The organism is Elusimicrobiota bacterium, from assembly GCA_041658405.1.
In the GTDB taxonomy this organism is placed as follows: domain Bacteria; phylum Elusimicrobiota; class UBA5214; order JBBAAG01; family JBBAAG01; genus JBBAAG01.
This window is the reverse complement of the sequence record JBBAAG010000051.1, coordinates 1-22,204: the sequence shown is the minus strand read 5'-3', so window position 1 is coordinate 22,204 and position 22,204 is coordinate 1. Positions and strand designations below refer to the sequence as shown.

General features: G+C 38.8%; 22 protein-coding genes. All 22 read right to left on the bottom strand.

The features are described from left to right. The coding region (gene pheA / locus WC955_09115) for a chorismate mutase (protein ID MFA5859213.1) at positions 1-242 on the bottom strand (242 nt) is incomplete at its 3' end. Then, on the bottom strand, positions 223-909 hold the full coding sequence (locus WC955_09110) for a polyphenol oxidase family protein (GenBank protein MFA5859212.1): 687 nt from the start codon (positions 907-909) through the stop codon (positions 223-225). The genes pheA and WC955_09110, both read right to left, overlap by 20 nt. Positions 910-917: 8 nt before the next feature. Next, on the bottom strand, positions 918-1,997 hold the full coding sequence (locus WC955_09105; GenBank protein MFA5859211.1) for a type IV pilus twitching motility protein PilT: 1,080 nt from the start codon (positions 1,995-1,997) through the stop codon (positions 918-920). A gap of 20 nt (positions 1,998-2,017) precedes the next feature. Further along, positions 2,018-3,145 carry a cell division protein FtsZ gene (gene ftsZ, locus WC955_09100; GenBank protein ID MFA5859210.1) on the bottom strand — a complete coding sequence of 376 codons (1,128 nt, stop codon included), beginning with the start codon at positions 3,143-3,145 and terminating at the stop codon, positions 2,018-2,020. 26 nt (positions 3,146-3,171) lie between these two features. Further along, complete coding sequence (gene ftsA / locus WC955_09095; GenBank protein ID MFA5859209.1) at positions 3,172-4,434, bottom strand: cell division protein FtsA; 1,263 nt, start codon at positions 4,432-4,434, stop codon at positions 3,172-3,174. Between the two features lie 101 nt (positions 4,435-4,535). Next, a complete protein-coding gene (asnB, locus tag WC955_09090; protein MFA5859208.1) occupies positions 4,536-6,455 on the bottom strand; it encodes an asparagine synthase (glutamine-hydrolyzing) in 1,920 nt (639 codons plus the stop codon). A 5-nt stretch (positions 6,456-6,460) separates the two neighbouring features. Next, positions 6,461-7,591, bottom strand: a complete 1,131-nt coding sequence (locus tag WC955_09085; protein ID MFA5859207.1) for a glycosyltransferase — start codon at positions 7,589-7,591, stop codon at positions 6,461-6,463. 103 nt (positions 7,592-7,694) lie between these two features. Beyond that, positions 7,695-8,729, bottom strand: coding sequence for an NAD-dependent epimerase/dehydratase family protein (locus tag WC955_09080; protein MFA5859206.1), 1,035 nt, complete (start codon positions 8,727-8,729; stop codon positions 7,695-7,697). Continuing rightward, positions 8,665-9,636 (bottom strand): NAD-dependent epimerase/dehydratase family protein, encoded by a 972-nt coding sequence (locus WC955_09075; GenBank protein MFA5859205.1) that lies wholly within the window; start codon positions 9,634-9,636, stop codon positions 8,665-8,667. Before WC955_09075 ends, WC955_09080 begins: the two co-directional genes overlap by 65 nt. A 25-nt stretch (positions 9,637-9,661) precedes the next feature. Continuing rightward, on the bottom strand, positions 9,662-10,606 hold the full coding sequence (locus WC955_09070) for a transketolase C-terminal domain-containing protein (GenBank protein MFA5859204.1): 945 nt from the start codon (positions 10,604-10,606) through the stop codon (positions 9,662-9,664). Then, complete coding sequence (locus WC955_09065) at positions 10,603-11,427, bottom strand: thiamine pyrophosphate-dependent enzyme (GenBank protein ID MFA5859203.1); 825 nt, start codon at positions 11,425-11,427, stop codon at positions 10,603-10,605. Before WC955_09065 ends, WC955_09070 begins: the two co-directional genes overlap by 4 nt. A gap of 83 nt (positions 11,428-11,510) precedes the next feature. Beyond that, on the bottom strand, positions 11,511-12,749 hold the full coding sequence (locus WC955_09060; protein MFA5859202.1) for a glycosyltransferase: 1,239 nt from the start codon (positions 12,747-12,749) through the stop codon (positions 11,511-11,513). A 12-nt stretch (positions 12,750-12,761) separates the two neighbouring features. Then, entirely contained in the window at positions 12,762-13,604 is an 843-nt protein-coding gene (locus tag WC955_09055; protein ID MFA5859201.1) for an SDR family oxidoreductase, read from the bottom strand. Continuing rightward, complete coding sequence (locus tag WC955_09050) at positions 13,601-15,571, bottom strand: radical SAM protein (GenBank protein ID MFA5859200.1); 1,971 nt, start codon at positions 15,569-15,571, stop codon at positions 13,601-13,603. Before WC955_09050 ends, WC955_09055 begins: the two co-directional genes overlap by 4 nt. A 31-nt stretch (positions 15,572-15,602) precedes the next feature. Next, complete coding sequence (locus WC955_09045; GenBank protein ID MFA5859199.1) at positions 15,603-16,148, bottom strand: NUDIX hydrolase; 546 nt, start codon at positions 16,146-16,148, stop codon at positions 15,603-15,605. Beyond that, positions 16,145-16,924: a hypothetical protein gene (locus tag WC955_09040; GenBank protein ID MFA5859198.1), complete on the bottom strand. Its 780-nt coding sequence runs from the start codon at positions 16,922-16,924 to the stop codon at positions 16,145-16,147. The genes WC955_09045 and WC955_09040 overlap by 4 nt, the downstream gene beginning before the upstream one ends. A 28-nt stretch (positions 16,925-16,952) precedes the next feature. Further along, positions 16,953-17,921: a GDP-mannose 4,6-dehydratase gene (locus tag WC955_09035; GenBank protein MFA5859197.1), complete on the bottom strand. Its 969-nt coding sequence runs from the start codon at positions 17,919-17,921 to the stop codon at positions 16,953-16,955. A 24-nt stretch (positions 17,922-17,945) separates the two neighbouring features. Continuing rightward, positions 17,946-18,878, bottom strand: coding sequence for a GDP-L-fucose synthase (locus WC955_09030; protein ID MFA5859196.1), 933 nt, complete (start codon positions 18,876-18,878; stop codon positions 17,946-17,948). A gap of 35 nt (positions 18,879-18,913) precedes the next feature. Further along, a complete protein-coding gene (locus WC955_09025; GenBank protein ID MFA5859195.1) occupies positions 18,914-19,348 on the bottom strand; it encodes a hypothetical protein in 435 nt (144 codons plus the stop codon). Positions 19,349-19,356: 8 nt separating this feature from the next. Beyond that, complete coding sequence (locus WC955_09020; protein ID MFA5859194.1) at positions 19,357-20,526, bottom strand: DegT/DnrJ/EryC1/StrS family aminotransferase; 1,170 nt, start codon at positions 20,524-20,526, stop codon at positions 19,357-19,359. Then, a complete protein-coding gene (locus WC955_09015; GenBank protein ID MFA5859193.1) occupies positions 20,523-21,539 on the bottom strand; it encodes a kinase in 1,017 nt (338 codons plus the stop codon). Before WC955_09015 ends, WC955_09020 begins: the two co-directional genes overlap by 4 nt. Then, on the bottom strand, positions 21,536-22,204 hold a 669-nt coding region (locus WC955_09010), incomplete at its 5' end, for a lipid II flippase MurJ (protein ID MFA5859192.1). The genes WC955_09010 and WC955_09015, both read right to left, overlap by 4 nt.

Genomic DNA, 22,204 nt, shown 5'->3' with positions numbered 1-22,204 from the left:
TTACGGCATATACTCAATACTTGTATGAATACTTCGCGCACTGCTTCATTATTCAATGGACCGGTGTTTTGTGCTTCCAGTTTATCAAGTATCTGGCGTTCACGTTCAGGTACAAAATACGGTATATTCTTAGCTTGCTTATGTTTCCCAACCTGTTTAACGATGACCGCGCGTTGGTTTAACAATTCAAGTATTTGAGAATCTATATTATCAATTTTTTTTCTAAATTTTCCAAGTTCCATATTTTGCTCCTTGCTTTATATATGCGACACTTGCCATTCTGCCCGTAACACCTTTTTCCTTCCGGTAAGAATAAAATGACGCGTTGTTACATGACGTACAAAGACCTGAACGATAAATATTGTTTTTCGTAATACCGTTTGTTTCCGCTTGCTGGACAATATTTGTTTCGATATCATAAGGATAACAGCAACTTTGTATATGCGGACCGATAATCACTGCCATATTTTGTTTTTTACATCCGCACTTTTCTGTCATCAAATCAATCCCAGTCACGACAATACCTTTTTTTGTCCCTTCCTTGCCTGAATGGACAAGCCCTACAACACGTTTTACGGTATCTACAATCCATACCGGCGCACAATCAGCAGTATAAACAACTATCCCGGCGGATTCATCAGCAGTAACTACTAATCCATCCGTATTTTCTAAATCATCTTTGTCAACCTTACCGTTAACAAACATTACCTTACTTCCATGTACCTGAGAGCCGGATATTATTTTACTATAATCCAGCCCTATTTTAGCATACAACTTTTTGCGTCTTTCCTTAACGCTAAAATCACCGTAATTCCGGTCAGTCATGAAATGTATCAGCCATTCACCGGTAAGAGTGTTAAGATGTGTGTTATACCAAAAGCAAGATTGTTGATTTTTTACCCACGGCATTGTATGGCTTATGTACCTGACTCCGTGGATTCTACACCGCGTAAAGCAAGCATAACTTCTTCAGGGTTTGATGCTGAGGCCAATGCGTCCTCTACTTTGATAACACCTTTTTGCACCATTGACACCAGCGTACTATTAAAGGATTGCATCCCATAAAAATTACCTTGTTTTATTGCGCCGTTAAGTTCTTCAACTTTATTTTCAGCAATAAGTTTTTTAACTAACGGCGTAGCAACAAGGACTTCCACTGCGGGAACGCGTCCCTGTCCTGATGCATGAGGTATCAACCTTTGCGCAATCACTCCAATAAGCGTATCTGCAAGCTGCATACGCACCTGGTTTTGCTGGTGAGGCGGATAAATATCGACTATACGGTTTATTGTTTGTACTGCATCATTTGTATGCAACGTAGTCAATACCAGATGTCCGGTTTGGGCGGCAGTAAGGCCGGATGATGTGGTTTCCAGGTCACGCATTTCGCCGATCATGATAATATCAGGGTCTTGACGTAAAACACGGCGTAATGCTTCCGCAAAATCTCGTGTATCAATCCCGGTCTCGCGCTGGCTGAAAATAGATTTCTTATTTGTGAACATATATTCAATCGGGTCTTCTATAGTAATAACATTCTCAGCCCGTGTATCATTAATATGATTAAGCATTGCAGCTAACGTCGTTGACTTCCCGCTGCCCGTAGGGCCTGTAACAAGTAATATCCCCCTTGTTCTTTCACAAAGCTTGTAAAGTATCGGGGGAAGGCTAAGTTCATCGATATGCATAACTTTGTCGGAGATAACCCTCATTGCGAGATTAACTTTTCCGCGTTGACGGAAAGCGTTTACCCTGAATCTTATCTTTTCATTAAAATTATATGCTAGGTCACATTCATTATGCTCGTCAAAATACGCTTTCTGGCGGTCGGTCATCATTGAAAACGCTATCTGTTCAGTATCCACAGTAGTTAACGGTGTAATCGGCAACGGTTTCAAACCACCGTCTACCCTTATTGTCGGCGACGTGCCCGGATGCAGGTGCAGGTCAGAACCTTTAAGCTGGAGCACCATGTCTAGCAGTTCAGTAAAATTCATAATGATACCCTGTTATCCTGTTAAGTATTTTTCTTTTTTCTTAAAGCTGCGGGACGAAATATATCGCCTTTATTTAAAGTTGACGGTTTTACATATGCAGTAGGTTCTTGAATATATGATTTGCTAGCCAAATGATTACGCTGTTTCATTTCATCAGGCGTTAAGTGTCGTATTGTCCGCCGGTTTGTTAATCCTGTTGCAATTAAAGTCAGCTTAACTTCATCTTGAAGATTCTCGTCAATTACAAAACCAAAAAATACGTGTGCTTCATGCCCAAGCTGTTCTCTCAATTTATCCATAGTTTCCTTAGCTTCTGTTAATGGTAATCTTGAACTTCCAGTGATATTAACCAATACCCCGCGATTTGCACCGTTTATAGAAAGATTATCTAATAACGGCGAGTTCAATGCTTGTTGCAATGCAGCATCCACTGCGTTTTCACCTTTTGCTTGCCCCATCCCCATTATAGCATCCCCTGCGGTTGTCATAATACCTTTGACATCAGCGAAATCAACATTGATCTCGCCTTTGGTGGTTATAACATCGGAGATAGACTGTACTGCCCTATGTAATATTTGGTCTGCGAGAAGAAACGCATATTTCATTCCAGTATCTTTTTCACAGATATCTACTAACCTCTCATTTGGTATCGTAATTATTGTATCAACTTTTGACCTCAGTTCTTTCAAACCGTTTTCTGCCTGGCGCATACGTACCGGGCCTTCAAAATTGAATGGTTTGGTAACAATTGCCACAGTAAGAATATTCATTGATTTAGCAATCTCTGCAATTATTGGCGCTGCGCCGGTACCCGTTCCTCCGCCCATACCCGCTGTGATAAACAGTAAGTCTGTATTCAACAATTCTTCTTTAATAATCTCACGGCTTTCTTCTGCAGCACGGGCACCCATATCCGGAGACCCGCCTGCGCCTTTACCTTCTGTAAGCTTTTCACCTAACTGTATCTTTATAGGCGCTTTGGATAAACGTAATACCTGAGCATCAGTGTTTGCCGAGATAAATGTTACTCCATCGAATCTTTCTTCGATCATACGGTTAACCGCATTACCGCCGCCACCGCCGATACCAATAACTTTTATCTTTGCAACAGTTTCTTCAAAATTCTCGCTTATTTTTATTCTTATCATTATAGTTCTCTGTGTACTCTCTTAAATTAAAATTTATTGAACAGTTTCTCAAAAGCACCGGAGATTATGGAAAATATATCCGCCTTGTTATTCTTCGTTCTTTCAGTTGACCGAAGCTGTTCAGAATCATCAATAACAAATTTTAATAACCCGATTGCTGTGAAGTATGCCGGATCCATTATGATATCCTCATTACCTCCGACACTAAGTATTGACCCCGGCCTCGCATGCGGCACCTCAAGGACTTCTTCCGCAACTTTTTCAATACCTTTAAGTTTTGACCCGCCTCCTGTAAGTACCACGCCATGAGGTATATCGTTCATCATAGAAGATAACGCAACTTCCTTTTTTATCTCTTCAAATATTTCTTCTAGCCGCGGTTTTATCAATTCCATCAACGCGCGTTTTGTTACCTTACGTTTTTCACGGTGGTCAACACTTGCGAATTCCACTTCTGTATCACCATCATCCAAACTCGATTCTGAAGCCACGCCATACTCTTCTTTTAATCTTTTAGCTTCGGTGCGTGAACATCTAAGGCAATACGCAATATCATTAGAGATCATGTCACTGCAATACCCGGCATCGAGTTGTTTAGTAAAGCGTATTCCGCCGTTGTGGTATATCGCAATCTCAGTAGTTTCACCGCCGAGGTCTACTAACAAGATACCCATATCAATTTCTTCGGGTAATAAAGCAACTTTGCCGAGTCCCAGAAGCCCGTAGGTTAACGGTTCATGCCCGTATTCAGCTTTTGCTATACTTTTGCAAACATTATTATTCTGCGCAGTTAAGCCTGTTACCACATAGACATCCACCGCCAGAACTTTCCCTTCCATTCCAACAGGATTCGGTACACCGGCTTGATTATCAATTATATAATCCAGAGGGACAATAATCATTATTTCTTTATCATCCGAAACCTGGCTGCTGCGGCAGGATTGCATAAGGCTTTCAACATCCTCAGACGTAATTTCTTTTTCTGTACGCGTAATCCCAATTTTTTTACTATCCTGCACGCCCTGTATATGATGCCCGCGCACTGCAACGTGCACATCAATGATACCGCCCGGAATTTTTATCTGTTCTTCTATACTCTCAAGCGCGCGCCTCACGGCTTCACTTGTTTTGTCAATATCCAACACTAACCCGCCCTTAATACCTTCACAGTGCGTGCGGTTCGCAGCTATTATCTCAAGCGAATTATTACTTGCGTCAAACTTCCCGACGACAGTAGTTATCTGCCTGCTCCCGATATCCATTCCTGTGATATATTCAATTTTTGGCATACTTAACTCAACTCCTGTTGTATAAAAATAAATCTTAATAACAATTAAAAATGATAAACAATTTTATAAATATGCAGCACATTTGTCAATACAGAGAAGTGTTATAGTTTTTCGTATACTTCACGATGCCATAGTTCCAGCATAAGTAATGCCCATAAACGATACCCGTGATCGCGTTTAGCTTCCATATGTTCTTTTAATAATATCTCCAACCCTTGACGGTTAAAATACCCGCGGGAGACGGTTTTAGGGTCAAGCAGAATTTCCTGTATATACCCCTTTAACTGATTCCGGAACCACTTCCCAAGCGGTATACCAAACCCCTGTTTTGGACGATTAATAATTTCTTTTGGAAGGAATGACTTAAACGTTTCTTTAAGTATATGCTTAGTCCTAAACCCTCTGATCTTCCAATTGTCAGGTAATCCTGCGGCATATTCCATAACTACATGATCCAAAAACGGGCTCCTAGTTTCCAACGAATTCGCCATGGATGCTATATCCATTTTTATGAGCAGGCACTCTGGCAGGTATGCTTTTATATCGGTATAAAAAGTACGGTCCATAACATTCCCGGCTTTTGCGTTCTCAAATATTTTTTCGAGGTACTCAAACGAATCAATACCTTTCATATCATTACGCATATCAACAGAATATATTTTATCTTTAGCTGTATTATCAAAATAACTGTGCCAGTAAACATTACGCCTTTGCGGCGGTTCCGCTAAAGCGGATACAAGCCTGTACATATACCGGAACATTTTAATATTCCCCGCGGTTTCCGTGTGCGGTAACATTTCTGCTAACCTCAACGTATTTTTTCGCCCGAGAAGTTTGAACGGTAATCCCGCATACAACGATCCTTTCATTGCTTTATACCGGAGATACCCTCCGAAGGATTCATCCCCGCCGTCACCGTTTAGCGCTACAGTAACATTTTTACGGGTCATATTAGCTACATAATAAGACGGTAATGCTGAAGAATCAGCGTATGGCTGGTCATAATGCCATACGAGTTTCGGCAGAATTTCCACAAATTGCGGTTTTACAATAAACTCCTGATGGTCTGTTTTAAAATGCTGTGCAACAATTTTTGCATATCCAAGTTCCGAGAATTCTTCTTCCTCAAACCCAATCGAAAACGTTTTCACGGGTTTACTCGCAAGTTCACTCATTAAACCTACAATGATACTTGAATCATGCCCTCCTGAAAGGAACGCACCTAACGGAACATCAGATATCATCCTTAACCGCGTAGCTTCTTTCAACACCTCGCGTAACTGCGTGCATGTATCATTGAAACTCAACTTTGTTTTCTCACGGAAATCAATATCCCAATATTCCCGCGTGCGTAGGTTACCGTTTTTATCTACGCTCATACAATGCGCAGGCATTAACCTGAAAACACTGTTATACACAGTCTTCGGACCGGGAACGTACTGATAATTCAGGTAATAGTGTATAGCTTCCTTATTAATCTCATGTCCGATTCCAGGATATTTAAGTAACGCTTTTATCTCCGACGCAAATATTAATGAACCATTCACATTTGCGTAGTACAACGGTTTTTTGCCAACACGATCCCGGGCAATAAACATCCTGGTGTTATTATTATCCCAGATTGCAAACGCAAACATTCCTCTTAGATGATCAACACAATCTTCACCGTACTGCTCATATGCATGGACAATAGCTTCGGTATCACTGTTTGACCTGAACTTATGCCCAAGTGATTCAAGCTGTGGGCGTAGTTCCTGAAAATTATATATTTCACCGTTAAACACTATGGCAATAGATTTATCTTCGTTATACATCGGCTGCTCGCCTGTACTGAGATCAATGATCGCAAGCCTGCGATGCCCGAGCCCAACACCCATCCCGCCGCCGGTTAGAGGATAATTTAAATACACACCTTCACCATCAGGCCCGCGGTGTGACATAACACCGCACATCGCGCGTAAGACATTTTCTTTTACGGGATTCGTTTTATTGTAATTATAAATTCCGCATATACCGCACATAAGTATTATTTACCGTTTATTCTTATTCTGTCTAATTTATCAGCTATTTTTGTTGACATATTCTGTACAATTCTACCTATTCCCCCGATAAAACCTGTAATGAAAACCAGTACGCCATATTTAAATAGTTTAACAAATATCTCCATCGCATACCCGATTTTATTATTTTTGATTAGAACAACCATGGTAAAAGTTAAACCATTAATTGTTTTTCTCTTAAATGATTCATTTATATATATTTCATCTGATAACACATATTTATTGATACCGCTATACAATGTTTTATCCAACTCCGCAAGTAATTTTGGGACAGCTACTTCCGGCACATACTCTTTTATTGCTCTTTTATACGCAGCTGCAGCAATATTCTCACGTTCAACATCATGTGACAGGTAATACCTTATCTTATTCAATAACTCCTCTTTACTATTAAACACATCGACTTCTTTTCCTATTTCTGCAATAGTAAAAATACCAGGTGAATATTCTGCAAGACAAAACGTTTTTACAAGCGCACTTTCTACATAATGAAAACTAGCCTGCCTTACTCTGTTTAACAATGGCTCTTCCTTATTAATCCAGTCAAGTGTATCCAATTTATTGAAAGTCAGCGCTATCTTACTTTTTGATAATATTTCAGAAAATTTGTTCCATTCAAGAAAACCGTGCTTTGAACCATTCCCATAGGTTTCGATCTTAATACCGTTCTTAATAATAAAATCAATATATTCTTTACGATCCCGCTGGGTACACCCTCCTATGAAACATACTTCTGTATCTTTTTCCCCTTCTACCGGAAAAAACATTTCTTTGCTGAATATAGGCATTAAAAGCAATCCAGGTATACCCATTCGCATGTAACCATACATAGTATAGTAATCAGTAGTTATCACAGCATCCGCAACTTGGCCGTAATACTTACCGTACACATCAAAATATGATTCATCATCCCAGGCACAAAAAACTATTTTTACAGTTTTTCTTAAATCAGCATAGAACTCAATTGATAATTGATAATCCGTAGCATAGTGAGTGGTGAACACAATATCGATCTTTTTACTGGTTATAAGGTCTTTTACATGTTTTTCGGTATTTTTGATACCATTTTGATGAGAATACTCAATAAAATCGAACATATATATTGAATTAACACATTTTTTTATTTCGTTATAAAAAAAATTTAAGTACTGATGTTTATCTGTCGGAACAATGTACAATACATTTTTGTTTTGTATCATATCATGTTTGTGCTCTTATATTTTGTTTATACCAGCAAATGGTTTTCTTTAAGCCTTGTTCTAATGATACTTCAGGTTTCCACCCGATCTCTTTTTTCGCTTTGTTTATATTAAGGCATACAGATGTGTTTATATGAGGCTTTGTTAAGTCATAAACAATACGAATACTCTTCCCTGATCCCTTGATGATCTTCTCTACAAGTTCTTTAATAGTGGTAACAGATCCATTACCAACATTAAATATTTCGAAAGACGTTTTTTGTTTCTTAATAACTTTATCCACAAAACTCACAAGGTCTGATACATACAATATATCCCGTGCTTCTTTTCCGTTACCCCAGACAACAATTTCGCTGTTTTTTGCAGCACGCATAACTTTCGTTATTGTTGCACCGAGCACATGCGACCGTTCAAGATCATATTTATCATACGGGCCGTAGATATTAGAATGCCGGATGACGGTATACTTTGTTCGCCCGATACGCGAATAAAATTCGCATATTTTTTCTATATATACTTTAGTCCATGCCGCACCAAAATAACTCGGATATATTTCCTTATTTGCATCAAAATCTTCTTCTTTGACAGCACTTTTCCCGGAGCCATACATAATTGCACAGCTAAAAAATATTACGCGTGACACCTTATGCTCAAATGCAGCACGGTATATCAACGAGTTCATCACTGCATTATCTGTGACATGATAATACGGTTTTGCAAGTATTTCCTTAGACCCGGATGTCGTCGCAGCTGCTTGTATCAATATATCCACACCTTTTACTAGCTTATCAACCTCAGTTTTTGATGTAAGGTCAACTTTTTTCATAACAACATTACGTATAGACGGAGGCTTGGTTTTTAGGTATGTTCCAATAACTTCATACTCGTTTTTACCAGCAAAATACTGAGCAATATTTCTGCCGATAAAACCGCTTGCACCGCAGATTAACAACTTTGTTTTAGCCATAACCTTAGTTTTTCTTAACTCCATCACCTGATCTACGATAAGAACGATACCATGCAATAGTATTAGCAAGCCCTTCTTTAATAGTATAAGAAGGCATGAATCCAATAGTATGCTTTGCTTTAGTACAATCAATTTCAATAGAAGGTAATTTCTTTAATACCTTTTTCTTGTTGCACACAATATTTGCGGTATCATAGTTATCGATATCCAAAATCAAGTACAACAATTCTTTTACGCTATAAGACTTACCCAGCCCTATATTGAGTACCGTAAAACCATCCACTGCATTCAACGCTTTTAAACATGCGTCAACCACATCCTTTACGTAAATACAGTCTCTCTTTAGAGAACCTGTACCCCAGATTTCTATCGGGTTCTGGCGTTCAACAACTTTTCTTATTAATGCAGGTAAGACCTGGCATGTCTCGAATTCAAAATCGTCGTACTCTCCGTATATAGCTGAAGAACGCAGGACAATTGTTGTCATAGGATTCTCAACCTTTTTCGCGTACATCTTGCATAATGTTTCAATATACCTAGTTGCCCATCCTATAGGGTAATACGCATCATGCGGGTCATTACTGAACATATCACTTTCCTTCAATTTTCTTTTGACAGGCGGATACGCTGTAGCACTACTCAACCAGACATACTTCTTAACTCCTGCTTTATATGCAGCTTCCAGCATATACATACTCATAAGAATATTGGGCACTAAGTATAACCTTCCGGGATCTCTTCTCGCGATTTTTGCAGCAACCATTATAACGTAATCAATACCTTTAGTGATCCTTACGCAGTCATTAAAATCGGTTAAATCAGCTTTTACGTAAACAATATTTTTTGAAATTACTTGCGGTTTTCTTGAATGATAGACAGCTCTTACCTTAACCCCGGGAACGTCTTTTAACTTTAACAAAGTATTAGTTCCAACTAACCCTGTAGCGCCGCAGATAAGAATATTTTTGTTTTTCAAAAACTGTAGTTTATTCACCTTATATCTACTTCATACTTTTTATTAAACTAAGAATACTGTGCTCATCCATCTTGTAAATCTTATGCAAATAGTTTCTGCTGCCGATCTCGAACACATATTTATCTTTGAACCCGACTTTTCTTAATCTAGCGTTAGAATTGTTTTTGTGTAATACGTTTGAGATCAAACTATCCAATCCGCCGTTATCCAGCCATGCTTCTTCCAGAGTAACAATATATTTATATTTTTTTAATGCATTAAACAGCAAATCTTCCTTTACAGGCTTAAGCACAAACATATCTATAAGGCCAATCTTAAGATTTGGATTAAGCCTTGTTACTCTTAACGCATTATGCGTCATTATACCCGTAGAAACCATGCATGTATCGTTACCTTTTATAAGTTCAACAAAGCCTTTTTCAAAATCTATCTTACTCCCCGCATCGTATATATCATCAACCGGTTTACCATCAAACCTTATATACTTTGGGTTTTTGTGAACTAAAGAGTAATTAACAAACTTTTCTATGAGCACACAGTCGCTTGGCGAGAATACCATCATATTAGGCAGCATTCTCATCAATGCAATATCTTCAAAGCAATGATGTGACGGGCCGGTAACATCATAACTAATACCGATACCAACTGATAAAAGATTTATATTAAACTTTCTATTGGTAAACATTAACGAAACATTATTCCTTATCTGTTCAAATGCACGCATTGATAAGAACGGCGCTATGGCATAAGCGTATGAAATATAACCTTCCAACCCCAAACCAACAGCTACATTAATCAGGTTCTGTTCCGCAATCCCCACATTAATAAACCTGTCCCTGCATTTTTGTTTGAGAGTATCCAGCGCGCGGGCACCCATATCAGCTGAGAGAAAGAAAACGTCTTTCCTCTCTGACATTATTTGTACAAGATTACCAATGAAGACATCGCGCATAATTCTTGTTTTTTTCATTTTAGGCCTTTAATAATCCTGTCAATCTCATCAGGACTTACGGTTCGTATATGACACATCTCATCTTTTTCTAGTGAAGGCACGGATTTACCCTTTATTGTTTCAGCAATAAGGACTTTTGGCGACTTATTTTTTGAATTTAACAATCCGGTGAACGCGGTATGTAGTTTACGCATATCATGGCCATCAACTGTCTTTGCCTGCCATCCGAATATATTAAACTTTTTGTCAAGCGGGTCAAGATCAATGATTTTGTTACAGAAATCAAGCATACACCGCCCGTTCTTATCAATTACCAAAATCAGGTTATCAAGTTTATGCTGTCCTGCAAACATTATCGCTTCCCACACAGATCCTTCATAAAGCTCACCGTCTCCCATTAATACAAACATTTTTGATTTTGACCGTTTTGCTTTTAAAGCAAGCGCTATCCCGCACGCAACCCCTATACCATGCCCCAGTGAACCATTAATTGTTTCAAATCCCGGTGTGGTGAAGTCCGGTATACCACCAAGTTTTGACCCTTGCTGACATACAGTTGATAGTGACTTTTTTGAAATCACACCCAGATCTGCAAGTATGGGATACATACACACAACCCCATGCGGTTTGCTTATAATAAACCGGTCTCTTTTCTCGCTCCAAACATTATTTTTATTAAATTTCATGATTTTTCCATGAAACATTGTTACCAGTATTTCTATAGGGGACAAGGAAGACGCCAGCCGTGTTTCCGGCGCAATTTTATGAATCTTTAATGTCTCAATTTTTACGTATTTAGCTTTATTTTTTAAATAATTAAAATCTATTATTTTTGCCATACCATATCCTTACTCTACACAACCCTGCAACTCTCTTTACATCTTGGCTTACTATATTTAGTATACAAAATTAATTTGTGTTGTTAAACTTTCTGTTTTCCTTCAACTATACGTTTTAGTACAGATTTCAGTTTTGGAAAATTGTCTAGTATCTCTTCAATAAAAAATACGCGTACCTGATACCAGTCTATCTTCATATATTTCATTACAATTTTTAGTTCTTCAAAAACCAGGTTCAAGTTCGATGCTTTAAGAAACTTTAGTATCCAGTGTATCCTATATGTTGAATAATTCCTTATGAATTCCGGGTCAAGATATATCTCGGATGGCCTGTACTTCTTATTAGCGCGATATTCCTCTAATTTAGCCAATAATCTTGGTACTGCAAGTTGTATATCATAATCCTTAACCGAACGATCATACCCGCATTGCGCAATACTTACCCGTTGTTCTTCATTATTAAGGTAGTACCTGACTTTCTCCAGTAATTCTTCTTTATCATAAAAAACATCAATTTCTTTGCCAATAACAAATAAATGCTCAAGGCTGGGTACATATTCGGATAATACAAATCCACCGGAAAGCGTTATCTCAATCACTCTTCCCTTAACTTGCTTTTTTCTCCTGTTGATTCTGTTATTTCTTGTTAAACGCGTAACTTCTGCAGTTCCGGTAAAATTAAGATTAATTTTTGTCCTGTTAAACAACGCCACTTTTTCTTCACGTGAGATTGTACCGTTAACAGAATCCACGCCGTATGTTTTGATATTGACACTGTTTTCTTCAAGATACTTAACATACTCTCTCCGCCCGATTTTATCGCTGAGTAGCCCTATGAATGACACATCGGTATCTAACTTCAACCCTTCAATTTTATGATAATGTTCCCGGTCACATGCGTTTGGGAAATACGCAGAAGCTATCCCTATCTGATTAAACTTATACGGCGCTATTAATTCGTCATTAATGACATAATCCATTGCCTGCGCGTAATACTGGTCTCTTCCTTCAAAGTAATGTTCTGTATCCCCGCCAATCCACATCACTACAAAACAGTTTCTCCGTAATTTTTCAAAAAAATGTACGTTAAAATCAAAATTCGCGGGGCCTGGCCAGTAGAATATAGTATTAATATTGTTTTTTTCAATAAATGTTTTTATATACTCTTGCATACCATACAAGCCATGGCTGCAGTATAGTTTTTTATAATCTAATGTCAGGATCTCAATATTTCTGCGGAGGGTTCCCAGTACACCCACAGCGTAATCATTAACCGCATCTTCCAGAGAATCACCGAGAAGTAATGCTTTAATTTTTTCCATACTATTATTCTATTATCTCAGTCCACTTTCTTTGATTTTGATACCATCAACCCGTCTTAGCGTGTACAATGACGAGTTTTTTATCTTGGACATATTCTTTGAAAAACCTTTCCAGTTATCCCATACTGCGCTTATAAGTTTTCCTGTAATTCCATCAGATTCATCCGAAGCTAAGTACACGCACAGATTCGCCGCTAATTCCGGTGATACCCCGCCGCCGTTTTTTACTTTTACCGCTGTCTTTAAATCACTGGCCCCTGCTTTTTTACCGGCACGGATTATGTCTTCGATCATCCCGGTATAAACCGAACCCGGTGATATTGCGTTGATATCAACACCCCGTCCTTTAACTTCTTCCGCGATTATCTCCGTGAACCTCACAATTGCAGTTTTTGATACGGCATAGGCAGAAAAATATTTCCTCGGGAATGTTGCACCGCCACCTGCGAAGTTTATTATTTTACCTTTTTTCTTTGAGAGCATAACCGGTAGTACGTGTTTACAGCATAACATTGTCCCGACTAAATTAATATTAACAGTCTTTATCCAGTCATTACTATCCACTTCCGTAAGTATGCCAACTGGAGTTTGGACTGCAGCAGCGTTCACAAGTATATCCACCGTACCAAAACTACTGATAGTTTTGTTTAACAGTAACTTTACATCCTTAACTTTTGAGATATCGGCTTTAATCTTTATCAACCTATCGGTTTTCACCGGGATTTTATTCAGTTGCGCACTGTTAATATCTGTAACAACAACAACCGCGCCTTCGTTGATAAAAGTACTGACGAGTATTCTACCAATACCCCCTGCACCGCCGGTAATTATAGCTACCTTATTTTTTAATTTCATTTATCTACTTTCTTACATGAGTATAGATATGCACCTGCTTTATTTGACCACCAGATAACTTCACGGCACCAGTCAGTCCAGGACTGCCATTTTTTATCTGTACGCATGATTTCATAGCAATACTTTCCTTTAGACAGCTCAACATTCTCACCGGCAAGTTTAGCACGGTACACATCCCAGATGTTATACGACATATCTACCACAAGATCTGTTTGCTGCAACGGTGTTTTCAATAATTGCTGATTCAACGCCACAGCTTCGTGCAGTAATTCGTTATACCCGTCAATATGCTTGGCTTCCAGGTATTTACCGATTAACGCTTCAGCTTCACGATAAAAGCCTGACAGCCTATCTCCTGTACAAAGCTTTATTAACATCAACTCATCAGCCGGCCACCAGATGTTAAGCCATTCTTTTGATTCACAGTATTCATACCCGCCGTTTTGTATATCATTTGCTTTCTCACAAAAAAACTTGTTAATTTCACTTATTATAGGCGCTGTTTTTTCCGCCGACATAAAAATATCGAATAATTCATGATACGGAATCGAATATTTATTACGCATAATTATAAAGGGCACTTGTAAAAGTTTGTTAAAATAAAGCAAGGATACCATCCAGCCGAACACCCGCGTTTTTATCCAGTCCTCTTTTGGCATTGTATGGGTACCAACCACAACTCTTTGGCTTTCCTGAACTTTATCCGCTTCAAGATTCCCGTGGATATTAACGATTTTTGATTCTTTAATAATGAACCCATACTTCTTTTGGTACTCCAGATCATCCATCTCCGCATTTGTGAGAATAGTTAGATTGATAAACTGAATCCTATTATGCTGCCCATTTTCTATAATTGAAGAAGTACCTTTTCTAAATGATTCATAAGTTTCTTCCGGCAAGGCAATGATTAAATCCGTGAATGTAGCGATTTTGTTGTCATTAAAAATATTCTGAAGTTCCTGAAATGTTTCAGTTGATACATTTGACCGCCTGATACTTTCCAGTGTTGACGGATTAACTGATTGTAATGCCAGAGACACGCCTTTACTTAACCCCGCGTCTGACATAAGTTTATATATTTCATATATCTTCAACGCAGAATTCTTTGTGTTCTGCACAGAAAAAGCTTTTGGGTACCCGTACTTTTCTTTATTTGCGATTATATGCTCAACAATATCCTTATCTCTCTTCAGAATCCCGAAATTCGCGTCACAGCAAAAAATGAATTCTATCTTGTTACGGCTGAACCAATCAATTTCTTCGTATACCTTTTCAATTGGATGCTGAAAAATCTTATCCTGTGTATTAGATCCCCACACACAGTACGTACACGAAAACGGGCATCCTCGGTTAGTTTCCCACAACCCAACCCAGTTTTCGTTTGGATTTGCTTTCATCAGAGAGTCAAATACTCCGGTAGTATACGGCGATGGGATATCCCGTAGTTCAGTAATCCTGTCTCCTAAAACGTTCTGATGGCACGCATTATCTTTTAGATACGCAATAGAATGTACATTGCTGTAATCCCCGGTTTTATAACAATTTAAAATATTATTAAACGTTCTCTCACCTTCCCCGATACACGCTATATCAACAAAAGGATTTTCACGCAGGAATGGCTCCGTATTTCTAATTGAAATCTGAGGCCCGCCGAATACTATTAGCGTACCCGGTTTATCCTTCTTAACCTTTTTCGCTATCTCAAGAGATATATTTGTATTCCACACATAAGTACTGAAAAATATGATCTCCGCAGGTTCCAGGTTATTCACAGCATCACTAACCGCTTCTCTTTTATATATTGGAACTAAAAAATCAAATAAATCTTTATTTCCCGGATACTTTTGCGCGTATGCCACAAGTAGTCCTAATGAATACGGGAAATAGTTTTGCCCAGAAAAACTGTTATTTATCTGAACCAATCCAACTATAATTTTGTTATTCAAACTATTTTTTGTATTTATCATAACAATATCCTTTAAATGATAATATATGAACTTACCGCAACATTTTTTCGTTTGCCAAAGCCATTATACTAGTTAACGCAATAATTTCTCTTGTTTTTATAGCATTCTTAATCCCGCGGTCGGTTAATAACACTGTTTCTCGCTGCTCAAGATCATTAGCGACAGGCTCTTTAACCCATTTTGCATTCTCAGCGGAATACATATTTATCCGCCCGCAACCATAGTTGTTATGCAGCATATATCTCCCGGTTAGTTTCCATTTTAGCGAAACATACCCTGTTTCTTCCAACAACTCACGTTTTGCTGCATGCAACGGTGTTTCATTTTTATCAATAACACCTGCAGGTAAAACTAAACTAACTTCTTTTAGTCCATGCTGATATTGCCGCAGCATGATCACTTCCTTACTTTTTATTTTCGCAAGTATTACCACGCATTCCGGTAATCCTATCTGATAATAATCATCCACGACTTTACCTTCGGGTAATCTAATCTTTTGGACACTTACTTTTAACCGTTTGGGTATATTAATAACTTCTTTATCTTCAAGAACTTTCCATACCTTATTATTCTTCATAAATTACTCCCAATAAACCCTAACTTTTTTTTGATAAAAGAATATAATTTGGTATGTATCACTCGCACTTTTAATTCTGTAAAATACAAATCTCCTTTAAAAAAAGGTTCATAACAAGGCAAGCCCTTCATAAACTCCAACTCTTTTTTTTGATACCCAACAAAAACAATACCAGCCCCGCGATTGCCTTTACTAAGTTTTCTCGGGTAATACAGGTTAATCCTGGTTTTATTAAACAAGTTTTTTATGTAATACCAGTTACATACATTATTACCATAAATATCAAACCCTGCTTCAGGATGAAACGGTACCACAAAATCGTCAATCACGATAATGGAACGTTTTAGTTGTAGTATTACCCTTATTTCATCACGTAAAGGCCAGTATTCTCCCCAATGAGCATCCAAAAAGAAAAAACAGTTATCGTTATCAGTGATTAACCCTGTACTGATCATCTCTTCAATATATTTAGCGGAAGATGCGTTTATCAGCTTAATATTTGAATTACTGACAAAAAGTTTCTGTAACCCAGTTTGTCTTTGCTCATCAATATCAATTGAATAAAGCTTTGTCTTTGAATTCTCAGAAACGTTTTCAAATACCGGATAGCCAATTTGATTTACTTGCTGATAACTCTTGATAGTACCAAACTCAGGGTCAAGTTTTTGCAGCCATGTACTGACTTCTATTACCGTAGATCCAAGATAGGTACCGGTTTCAATAAACCGGTTAATCCGAGCCTTAACAACTATATCCTTGCACACTTCATGAATCATATTTTTCTTCCAATAAAATCATGAAGGATCAGCACTTGATTTCCTTCCGCCAATAGTCAAGCAGGTCTTTCATGGATTGGTCAATCGTGATCTTAGGTTTCCACCCGGTTTTCTGAATAAACTTTGTGCTATCCGGTATCTGCAAGGTAACATCTGATGCGCGAAGCCGGTTCTTATCAACTTCCACCCTAACATTCTTCCCGACGGTACTAAGGCTTAACAGTTTATTCAGCAGTTCTTCGAGCTCCATTGTCTGATCACTGCCGATAACATAAACTTCACCAAAATCACATTTTTCTGTCATGATCCAGTACGCATCCACAACATCGCGGATATCCAGGAATGTCCGGACAGATTTAAGGTTACCTACGTGAATAACAGGTTCTCTCAATCCTTTCTCAATCTCAACGATTTGCTTCGCAAATGACGAATATGCGAACACATCTTTTGCACGTGGGCCGATGTACCCGAACGCGCGGCTAATCATAACCTTCATTTTGTATGACGCATAATACTGTTGTACCAGAAGATCGCAGGTGCACTTACTCACTGCATACGGGTTTTGCGGGCGCATCTGGTTATACTCATTTATCGGCACCTCATTTTTTTCGACACGGCCGTATACTTCCGAACTACTACAAAAATGGAGTAACGTATCCAACTTATTTTTCTTCACCGCTTCCATCAGCGCGAGTGTACTGGTTATATTAGTCACCAGCGTGTCAAGCGGGTACGCAAAACTTGCTGGGATATACGTCTGTGCTGCAAGATGAAAGATTTTATCAGGTTTTACCTGTGCAACGGTGTAGTCCACACAGTTCTGGTCGCGCAGTTCACATTCTATCAACGTTATTTTATCCAATAAATGTTTTACGTTATGCAACGAACTTGTAAACCGTTTTGTTCCATAAACTTCGATATTCTGGTTTAACCCAAGAATATATTCAGCCATATAACTCCCGGCAAAACCCGTTATTCCTGTTATCAACACTCTCATCTCAATGTTTCTCCCTTTATAAAGTCACTTTAAATATATTTCTCTCCACCAACGATACGTTTTTTCCAGCCCCTGCCTGAGTACGGTCTTAGGTTGCCATCCCAATGAATTAAGTTTTGTGCTATCCAGCATTTTCTTCATCGCACCGTCAGGTTTTGTAGTATCCCACACAATTTTACCTTTATACCCAACTACTTCGCAGATGAGGTTCGATAATTCACCGATTGACACACCGGTACCTGACCCGATATTGATAATCTCTGATGACATATAATTATTCATCAAAAAAATACACGCATCCGCTACGTCGTCTACATACACAAAATCGCGTTCTGGTTTACCCGTACCCCAAGCTGTGATACTAGGCTCGTTATTAACCTTGGCATTATGCATTTTGGTAAGTAAACCGGGGATAACATGCCCGTTAGCAGGGTCAAAATCGTCATTTGTACCATACACATTTGCTGCTACCCCGCAGATAAAGTTTGTGTTATACTGCTTATTATACGATTGGCACAGGACAGTACCCGCGATTTTGGCGATTGTATGCGCCATACTGGTAGGTTCTGGCTTACCCGTGAGAAGGTACTCTTCCTTCATTGGTTGTTCACACTCTTTCGGGTAAATAATTGAACAGGATAAATAAAATAGTTTTTTTACATCAACTTTCCATGCGGAATTAAGGACATTACACTCTATCATAAGATTGGGATAAATAAAACCTGCAGGTTTTTCCCTGTTTGCCGTTATTCCCCCGACTTTCGCGGCTAATAAAAAAACGTACGCCGGCCGTTCTGCCAGAAAAAACTTTTCTACTAATGCCTGATCCGTAAGGTCAAGCTCTGATGATGCACGTGTGATAATATTATCATACCCTTCAGCTTTTAACCGTGCAACCAGCGCTGTCCCTATGAGCCCGGTATGCCCGGCTACAAATATTTTATCGTTTTTATTCATAACAACCGCGCCTCTACTTTATTACGTTGGCAGTATCAGATTATATACTTCATATACTTTTTATCACGCCCACCCGCTGCATACGGCCCCTGTTTTACGGTGATCAACTCAATATCCTCAATAACTTTATACCCATGCCCTCCGGATGCGAATAATATCATATCACCTGCTCCAAGTATCATAGTTTTAAACAATTTGCCTTCACTGGTATAAAGAGTAAACCTGGCTTTCCCTTTTTTTATGATATCCGTTTCCTGCGTATTGTATAACACGCGCTTATAACGTTTATGTATATGCGGTACTACAACCCTGTCTTTTTCATGGTATACATAAGCAAGTTGCTGAGAGAATTCTTCTGAAGTAAAAAAATGCATGCCTTTAGTTTTGTAACTACCTTTCACGACGATAGCAATAACTTTGCCTTTATGCTTGTATATCCTCACCGCCTTATTATTGTTTTTCATAGGCACTTTTTTTATTAAATTCCTTTTAATGTTTTATGTAAATAATCAATTTGTTTTCTTATATCAAACGGGCAGTTACCCACAAAAAAACCTTTATAATGCGCGATATCCGCATTTACTGATTTTGTGTAGGTATAATCAAAATATTTAATAACATCATGCCGGAGCATACACCCGCCGGTAATTATACGGTATTCAATCCCCGCTTGTTTAAGTGTGCGTAAAACTTTTTCACGGTTGATACCCGATTTCGGGTTAACTATCATAGTGAACGAAAACCATGCGCTTTGCCCGGTTTCTTTCTGTATAATAAACCGTTCATCATTCTCAAATAATGCTGTGAAGTACTTAGCGTTCTCACGCCGTATCTTAAGGAAATTATCAAGTTTTTTTAACTGCACCTTACCGACAGCGCCCTGTAGTTCAGTAGGACGGACATTATAGCCCGGAAGTATAAACCTGTATGCTTCAAAAAAATCGTCATACTTCTTTTTGTACAACCCGCACCCGGGTTCTAATCCGCGGGTCCACCCGTGGCTACGTAACGATTTTGCCAGGTAATACAGTTCTTTGTCATTAGTCAGTATCAACCCGCCTTCCATCGTGGATATATGATGCGAGAAAAACGTGCTGAACGTATTCACCAACCCAAACGTACCGGTATACTGCCCGTTAAACTTCGCACCCATTGACTCACAGTTGTCTTCAAACAGGATAAGATTATTGGCTTTACATAACCTTGTTATTTCATCGAACTTACACGGATTGCCAAGTATACTTACCGCCATTACCATCCTAACCTTTTTCCCGCCGGCACGTATTGCTTTCTTTAATTCCTCAACGTCAATATTCAATGTATGCAAATCCACATCAACAAACCGCAGCTTTAACCCGTACTGATGCAACGGATAAAATGTTGTGCTCCACGATATGTTAGGAACAATAACCTCATCCCCGGGTTTCAACGGGTTATGTTTCCTGTAAAACAACGACGCTACGGCAATAAGGTTTGCTGAAGATCCGGAATTTACCATTACAGCGTGTTTCATCCCAAAATACTGAGCGAACTGTTGTTCAAACTCGCGTACATGATCGCCCATGGTGAACATATCACTGGCAACAACTTTATGTAATGCCCTGCGTTCTTCTTCCGCAAACGTGGAATATAACTGTTTGTACTTCACAACTTTTTCCCTATAACATTTTCAAGGTATGGCTTGTACAGTATTATCTCCGACCCTGTAAACTCAAACTCAAACGATATATTTATCAGTTTCCCCAACGCTTTTTTTAGCCTCAACTGATTTTGGGGTTCCACATAAAACAACATAAACCCGCCCCCTCCGGCCCCCAATAATTTACCGCCAATCGCGCCGTTATGTAAAGCAGTAGCGTAGATATCATCAATACAATCATTACTTATCTTAGACGACAGGCTGCGTTTAAGTTTCCATGTTTCATTCAATAGTTTACCGAACAATTTAAATTCCGGCTTTGCAGACGTAACGATGCTATACGCTTCATCCACCAGCTTATCCATCTTCTGCAGTTCTTTAACATTTTTACCGGTATTCTTAATCTGTTCCTGCGCGATATCCGTTGCATTACGCGAGATACCCGTGAAGAACAGCATAAGCTTACCTTCAAACTCAGCAATATTATTCTTTGTCATAAGCACAGGGGTAACCACGATCTCGCCGTTATGCAAAAACTGTATCTTATTAAACCCTCCCTGTGCAGCAAATACCTGGTCCTGTGAACCAACGTTTTCCTTCATTAGATCCTGTTCAATATGAATTGCAAGTTTGTATAGCTGGCTTTTGGATATAACCTTACCTTCGAGCGCATACATCGCTTTTAATAATCCAACGGTAAACGCAGAACTTGACCCCATCCCTGACCTCGCGGGTATATCTCCGTCGTGGTGGATAGAAACACCTTTTTTGTACTTTAGGTACTGCAGGATAGCTTTTACTGACGGATGCTTTATCTCAGCGATAGTTTTAGGGAGTTCTATCTGAGAATACACTATCCGGTGTTTATGCTCAAAAAACGGCGGTAATTCGCGTACTACGAGATAACAATATTTGTCAATAGTTGTCCCCAGCACTTTCCCATCGTGTTTTAAGTACCACGAAGGATAGTCTGTCCCACCACCAAAAAACGATATCCTATGCGGCGTACGCGTAATAATCATAAGTTGTTGATTTTACCAAATTTCAGGACAGATTGCATTTTATTTTTTATTAAAACATATATTTTCTCAGCTTCTTCCACACGGAAGATAACTGAGAGTAACCCAAACACCGCTACACCTGGGATTACCGCACCGCAGATGATCAGCAGCCTGGTCAGTATGAACCTGTTGGTAACCAGGACACTGATGTATTCATACGCGATAAAGACTGTTATCCCGGAAATTATTCCCAGCATTGCAGTATTGAATAACGACCGTATGATTGCCAACCCGTGAAGGTTATGTATACGTTTCTTTAGATAAACAAAATAAAGTACCGCCGATAACAAGCAGGTTATTGATGAAGCTAATGCAATCCCTGCTGCCGGAGGGCTTATTAATTTCATAAATACCAAATTAAGTACTGCGTTCAGTATTACCGTTATCACACTAATCTTGAATATACTCTTCATATCCTGGAATACAAACATCAACCGTATCATTACTACCAGCGCATAATTAGAAAACAGTTGTAACGCATAAAACACAAATATTCTTGCTGTTATACTAGTCGCTTGCTCATCAAAGACACCCCGTTGAAACAATACCTGGATTATGGGTTTTGCGAGTATCATCAAAATAATTGCCATAGGAATAAAGATAAAACCTGTCATCTTGATAGAGGT